At 66.7% G+C, this 6,617-nt stretch carries 5 protein-coding genes; 2 read left to right on the forward strand and 3 right to left on the reverse strand.

Annotated features, from left to right (window positions below; all coding sequences use genetic code 11):
- Positions 1-552: 552 nt before the first annotated feature.
- The gene (locus OC184_RS04860; protein ID WP_265506067.1) at positions 553-1,434 is read left to right on the forward strand and encodes an alpha/beta fold hydrolase; all 882 of its coding nucleotides are present in this window, start codon (positions 553-555) and stop codon (positions 1,432-1,434) included.
- A gap of 6 nt (positions 1,435-1,440) precedes the next feature.
- Here the strand turns inward: OC184_RS04860 and OC184_RS04865 are convergent, their stop codons facing one another.
- A complete protein-coding gene (locus OC184_RS04865) occupies positions 1,441-2,052 on the reverse strand; it encodes an inner membrane-spanning protein YciB (RefSeq protein WP_265506068.1) in 612 nt (203 codons plus the stop codon).
- Positions 2,053-2,164: 112 nt separating this feature from the next.
- Complete coding sequence (locus tag OC184_RS04870; protein ID WP_265506069.1) at positions 2,165-3,088, reverse strand: DUF1223 domain-containing protein; 924 nt, start codon at positions 3,086-3,088, stop codon at positions 2,165-2,167.
- 240 nt (positions 3,089-3,328) lie between these two features.
- On the opposite strand from OC184_RS04870, the gene acnA reads away from it, so the two are divergent.
- Positions 3,329-6,106, forward strand: a complete 2,778-nt coding sequence (gene acnA, locus OC184_RS04875; RefSeq protein ID WP_265506070.1) for an aconitate hydratase AcnA — start codon at positions 3,329-3,331, stop codon at positions 6,104-6,106.
- A 148-nt stretch (positions 6,107-6,254) separates the two neighbouring features.
- Here the strand turns inward: acnA and OC184_RS04880 are convergent.
- The coding region (locus tag OC184_RS04880) for an integrase core domain-containing protein (protein WP_265506071.1) at positions 6,255-6,617 on the reverse strand (363 nt) is incomplete at its 5' end.

Here is a 6,617-nt window from a genome sequence, read left to right on the forward strand (position 1 = left end):
GCAGCCCGCGGCCGGGCGGCGCCAGCGGCGTCCCCGGTCCAAGCCTGCGGTATGATGTGGACACGGGCGCGTCACCGACGAAAACGTCCGGACCGGCGGCGCCTTGGCCCCGCCCGATCCGAAGTCTGCCGTCCAAAGCGCGCGTCATCGCGTCTGTTCCTTAGAATGACCCAATGCCGGAAGCCCGGCCGGGCCGCTGTCCGTTTCGCCCCCTGCGCGTTCCCGTAAGCGGTGGCGCGATCAAGGGGCGGCTTTTCCGCGTGGCATGTGACCTACTGCCTGTCTGGCCGAGATCAGAGGTGCCGCGCTGCGAAACTGTCGGCGCGGGGCAACTTCTGGTTGAGAAGCCCCGCACATGACCACCACCATAGCGGCCAAGACGGGGAAAATTCAATGCCGAAAACGACCTGCGGCCCGACGCAGCGAAATCCGGCCGTCCCGCAGCCCAGATCGCACGGCTGTTGCGCGTCACGCAGGCTTAACGCTTTCTTCATGCCGCTGTCGCAGCCTTGCCCTACCCGAGGTGTGACGGGACCAAGGCGGAGGCGTTCAATGGCGGTGATGCAGGTGAATGCCGGATCCGACGTCCCCCGGGCGGTGCTGGCCGCCGCAGGCACCCTGCCGGCGGGCGCGCCGGTCGTCGTCATGCTGCACGGCTATCGCTTCTCGCCGCACATCCCCGCCCACGACCCCCATCGCCACATCCTGTCGCCCGTCGAGGTGCCGCATGCGCCGTCGTGGCCGCGCGCGCTCGGCTTCAGCGGACAAGAGGACGAGGGCCTGGCAATCGCCCTTGGGTGGGACGCGCGGGGGCGGCTGCGCACCGTCTATGACCGGGCCGCCGAAGTGGGGACCGATCTGGGCCGCCTCGTGTCACAGCTGGCGGATCGGGCCGGACGTCCTGTGGGGCTGATCGGCCATTCGCTTGGCGGGCGGGTGGCCTTGCAGGCAACGGCCGCGGCCGAGGCGGGAAGCGTCGGCCGCGTGATCCTGCTAAATGCCGCCGAGTTCCAGACCGCCGCCGCCGGCGCCCTGTCCCGGCCCGCCGGAACCCGGGCCGAGGTTCTGAACGTCACCGCGCGCGAAAACGACATCTTCGACTTCGCGCTCGAGCAGCTGTTGGCGCGCGGTCGGCTCCGTGCACTTGGAAACGGGCTGGCGCAGCCGCGCGGGAACTGGATCGACCTGCAGATCGACGACCGGGCGACGCTGGACGCGCTGGCAGAGCTGGGCTTTCCCACGGATCGGGGCGCACGGCGGATGTCGCACTGGACGCCCTATCTGAGGCGGGGCCTGTTCGACTTTTATCGCGCAGCGCTGTGCCATCCCTGGGCCCTTCCGCTGGGGCTTTTGCGCCACCACCTGCCGGGCCGCCCGCAGCCGCGCTGGTCGCGTCTGCTGGTCGGGCCCTCGCTTGCCGGGGCCCGTGCCTGAGGGCTGTCAGGCCGTGTCGTCCTCGGCCGCCTTTTCGGGCAGGGCATGCGCGCGGTAAAGGCCCGCGTTCCCCAGCAGGAACAGGAACAACAGGACCGGCAGGCCAAAGGTCTTGAAATAAACCCAGGTCGTGTCCGACAGGTTGCGCCAGATCACCTCGTTCGCGACGGCCAGCGCCAGGAAGAACAGCGCCATGCGCAGCGTCAGCTTGCGCCAGCCCTCGAGGTCCAGCGGCAGCGCCTCGCCGAGGACCGCGCCCAGCCAGTTGCGCCGCAGCACTAGGCTGGCCCCCAGGATCGCCGCGAAGAGGACATAGATGATCGTGGGCTTCAGCTTGAAGAAGCGCGGGTCGTTCAGCCAGACCGACATGCCGCCGAACACGATCACCAGAACCAGCGTCGCCACCTGCATCGGCGCCAGCTTGTTCGACAGCCACCACTGGATCAGCGTGCTGACCAGCAGCGCCGGGATGAAGACCAGCGTCGCGAAGATGAAGCCGCTGTAGGCTTCGCCCCAGACTATGACCTCCTGCCCGCGGAACAGCATGAAGACCGCGAAGAACAGGATCAGCGGGCCGAATTCCAGAACCGGCTTGATCCAGGGTTTCGTCTTGTCCATCGGCGGCCTTCCTGTCGCGGCGCCCCCGGAGGGGCGGTTTCACAATCGGCGCCCACGGCGCCTGTGGGATGACATGTCGCCTCTGGCGACCGTCTGTGCAAGGGCGGGCACGTCAGTCCAATCGGATCGCGGTCAGGATCTGGCCCAGGCTGTCATCCTCGCCGCGCATCTGCTGCACCAGCAGCGCATGCCGGGTGTCTTCGGGAAAGCGCGCATTGGCGACATGTTCGGCCCGCACGGCCAGGCGCAGCGGCGCGGTGCCGTCCCAGAGCGCCAGATGTTCAAGCGACAGCACGACATTGCTGTAGGTGACGACCCGGCCCCGGTTCTCGCCCGCCTTGACGCGGACCTCGCGGCTTGGCGCATAGCGGACCAGCACGATCTCGACCTTGCCGCCCAGGTCCGACAGCGGCATCAGCTCGATCGTCTCGCCCTCGTCGGTGGGTTCCCGCTGGATGCTGACCAGCGCGGGCGCATAGCGGTGCGCGTCGATCAGCCCCATCAGCTGCGCCGGACCGGGGGCGACCGCGGTGTCCTGCCCGTCGACGATCATCTGCGGGGTATAGACCGCGCGCTCGCCCACGGCGCTGGCATAGTCGTGCTGACGTTCGCTGAATTCTGGCTTGGCAAAGCTGTCGGCCCAGCCGAGATAGTCCCAGTAGTCGACGTGGAATGACAGCGGCAGCACGTCCTCCTTGGTCGCCAGCAGGGTCAGCATGGCATCCGCGGGCGGGCAGGACGAACATCCCTGAGAGGTAAAGAGCTCGACCACCACCGGCAGCGACGCCGAAGGCAGGCCGGCGCTGACGGGCGGCGCGGCATCCGTAGCGGCAAAGCTGTTGACCCCGCCGGATTCGACCAGCCCCGATGTCGAGGGGGCCATCCGCGCGGCATCGTCCGGCGCCAGGATCAGCGGTGCCTGATCGGCCCCGTCCTGCGCGGCGGCGGGGGCCGCCAGCAGCGTGACCGACGTCACCGCCGCCGCAAGCACACCGGCCGCGTCCCGCAGAAGCCCAGGTTTCGGCCATGCGGCCATGCGTCGATCCCCATCACGTTTCACCGGCAGGGTGATAGACTCGCGGCGGGGGAAAGGACAAATCAACGCTTCGTCAACCTTCCTTCACTTCATCCCGCCGTGCCGCTTGAGCAACAGCCGCAAGTATGGTATGCGATTGCATACAAAGTGGCCGTGCCGCCCTTGCGCACCTGCCCCCGATGGGGCAAAGCAGGGGCACGCATGCCCGACCCATCCATTCTTGCAGACAGGGAGGCCCTGATGCCCATCCAGACCGGAACCGACACCGCCAAGACGCGCCGCACGCTCAGCGCGGGCACGGCCAGCGTCGACTACTACTCGATCGCCGCCGCCTCGGACGCGGGGCTCGGCGACTTCTCGAAACTGCCCGCCGCGCTGAAGGTGGTGCTGGAGAACATGCTCCGGTTCGAGGATGGCGGCCACACCGTGTCGCTGGACGACATCAAGGCCTTCGCCGAGTGGGCGACGCTTGGCGGCAAGAACCCGCGCGAGATCGCCTATCGCCCTGCCCGCGTGCTGATGCAGGACTTCACCGGCGTTCCCGCGGTCGTCGACCTGGCCGCGATGCGCGACGGCATCAAGGCGCTTGGCGGCGACGCGCAGAAGATCAACCCGCTGAACCCGGTCGACCTGGTTATCGACCACTCGGTCATGATCGACGAGTTCGGAACCCCCCGCGCCTTCCAGAAGAACGTCGAGCTGGAATATGAGCGCAACATGGAGCGTTACACGTTCCTGAAATGGGGCCAGAAGGCGTTCAACAACTTCCGCGTGGTTCCGCCCGGCACCGGCATCTGCCACCAGGTGAACCTGGAATACCTGGCCCAGACCGTCTGGACCGACACCGACCAGGACGGCAAGACCGTCGCCTACCCGGACACGCTGGTCGGCACCGACAGCCACACGACCATGGTCAACGGCCTTGCTGTCCTCGGCTGGGGCGTCGGCGGGATCGAGGCCGAGGCCGCGATGCTGGGCCAGCCGATCTCGATGCTGATCCCCGAGGTCGTGGGCTTCAAGATCACCGGCGCCCTGACCGAGGGCGTGACCGCCACCGACCTGGTGCTGAAGGTCGTCCAGATGCTGCGCAAGCACGGCGTCGTCGGCAAGTTCGTCGAATTCTACGGCGAGGGGCTGGACAACATGCCTCTGGCCGACCGCGCGACGATCGCCAACATGGCCCCCGAATACGGCGCCACCTGCGGCTTCTTCCCGATCGACGACGAAACGCTGCGCTATCTGCGCCAGACCGGACGGGACGAGGATCGCATCGCCCTGGTCGAGGCCTATGCCAAGGAGAACGGCTTTTGGCGCACCGCCGACTATGCGCCGGTCTATTCCTCGACGCTGGAGCTGGACCAGTCGACGGTCGTGCCCGCCATCTCGGGTCCCAAGCGCCCGCAGGACCACGTCGCTTTGACCGAGGCCGCGCAGACCTTCAGCGACTACATCAAGGGCCTGCGCAAGGCGCCTTCGGTTCCGGCGCAGGAAAAGTCCGAAATGACCGAGGAAGCAGGTTCGCCCGACCCAGCGCCCCAGCAGATCCCCGGCCGTGACAAGCACATGACCGAGGCCGCGGTCGAGGGGCAGGACTATCGCCTGCGCGACGGTTCGGTCGTGATCGCCTCGATCACCTCCTGCACCAACACGTCGAACCCCTATGTGCTGATCGCGGCGGGTCTGGTGGCACGCAAGGCGCGTGAGCTGGGGCTGAACCGCAAGCCCTGGGTCAAGACCTCGCTGGCGCCGGGGTCGCAGGTCGTGTCGGAATACCTCGAGGCCGCCGGCCTGCAGGACGACCTGGACGCGATCGGCTTCAACCTCGTGGGCTATGGCTGCACAACCTGCATCGGCAACTCGGGGCCGCTGCAGCCCGAGATTTCGAAGGCAATCAACGACAATGACCTGGTCGCCGTGTCCGTCCTGTCGGGCAACCGCAACTTCGAGGGCCGGATTTCTCCGGACGTGCGGGCGAACTACCTCGCCTCTCCCCCGCTGGTCGTGGCCTATGCGCTGGCCGGCGACATGAACATCGACCTGACGACGGAGCCCCTGGGCCAGGGCCGCGACGGGCAGGACGTGTTCCTGAAGGACGTCTGGCCGACATCGAAAGAGGTGTCGGACCTGGTCGACAGCGTCGTCACCCGAGAGATGTTCCAGGCGAAGTACGCCGACGTCTTCAAGGGCGACGAACGCTGGCAGGCGGTCGAGATCACCGACAGCGAGACCTATGACTGGCCAACCTCCTCGACCTACATCCAGAACCCGCCCTACTTCCAGGGCATGTCGCAGCAGCCGGGAACGATCGACGACGTCAAGGGCGCCCGCATCCTGGCGCTTCTGGGCGACATGATCACCACCGACCACATCAGCCCGGCGGGTTCGTTCAAGCCGACGACGCCTGCAGGTCAGTACCTGACCGAACGCCAGGTCTCGCCCAAGGACTTCAACAGCTACGGCTCGCGCCGGGGCAATCACGAGATCATGATGCGCGGCACCTTCGCCAACATCCGCATCAAGAACGAGATGCTGGACGGCGTCGAGGGCGGCTATACCAAGGGCCCCAACGGCGAGCAGGAGGCGATTTTCGACGCCGCCATGCAGTATGCCGATCAGGACACGCCCCTGGTCGTCATCGGCGGCATCGAATACGGCGCGGGCTCCAGCCGTGACTGGGCGGCCAAGGGCACGAACCTGCTGGGCGTCAAGGCGGTCATCGCCGAGAGCTTCGAGCGGATCCACCGGTCGAACCTTGTCGGCATGGGCGTCATCCCGTTCGAGTTCACGAACGGCGACAACCGCAAGTCGCTGAACCTGACCGGCGACGAGGTCATCTCGATCGACGGGTTGTCGGGCGACTTCAAGCCGCTGTCGATGGTGCCCTGCACGATCACCTATGCCGACGGCACCGTGAAAGAGATCCAGCTGCGCGCTCGCGTCGATACCGAGGTCGAGATCGACTATCTCAAGAACGGCGGCGTGTTGCACTATGTCCTGCGCAACCTGGCCGCGGCCTGATCGACCTGTCGCAGAAGACATTCCCTGCGGCGCATGACGCGCCGCAGGTTCGGAACACGGCAAGGCCCCGGCGACACGTGTCGCCGGGGCCTTCGCCATCCTGCGCCCCTTGCCCGCCGTGATGCGTGAGATGGCCACCCACGCCGCACTAGGTGTTCAGTCCCGGCATCTGGTGGATCGGGTTTAGGATGAATCTGTGGGGCTCGGATGTCCAGATCTTGCAGATGAATTTGTAAGGCGTGAGGGCCAGCCATGGTCCGCCATCGGTCCAAGGACCATGGCTGGCGAGGGTCTTGAGGCGGCGGGCGAAGTTATAGGCGGGCATGAAGTCCGCGAGATGGGTGCGGAGCTGATCGTGGCTATCGTAGTGGAAGCGTTTGACGGTCGCGTCCTTGATCGTGCGGTTCATCCGCTCGACCTGACCGTTTGTCGGGAAAACAGGCCACCGGACTGTTTTCTGACCCTCCAAACTCCACGGGTGGTTGGGCTTCGTGAGGCGGTGCTCAATGCC

It is taken from the genome of Paracoccus rhizosphaerae, assembly GCF_026162645.1.
GTDB classification, from domain to species: Bacteria; Pseudomonadota; Alphaproteobacteria; order Rhodobacterales; family Rhodobacteraceae; genus Paracoccus; species Paracoccus rhizosphaerae.

Excerpts from the sequence above, each read along its gene's own strand:
- OC184_RS04860 (WP_265506067.1), top strand. The coding sequence starts at position 553 with ATGGCGGTGATGCAGGTGAATGCCGGATCCGACGTCCCCCGGGCGGTG.
- OC184_RS04865 (WP_265506068.1), bottom strand. The coding sequence starts at position 2,052 with ATGGACAAGACGAAACCCTGGATCAAGCCGGTTCTGGAATTCGGCCCG.
- OC184_RS04870 (WP_265506069.1), bottom strand. The coding sequence starts at position 3,088 with ATGGCCGCATGGCCGAAACCTGGGCTTCTGCGGGACGCGGCCGGTGTG.
- acnA (WP_265506070.1), top strand. The coding sequence starts at position 3,329 with ATGCCCATCCAGACCGGAACCGACACCGCCAAGACGCGCCGCACGCTC.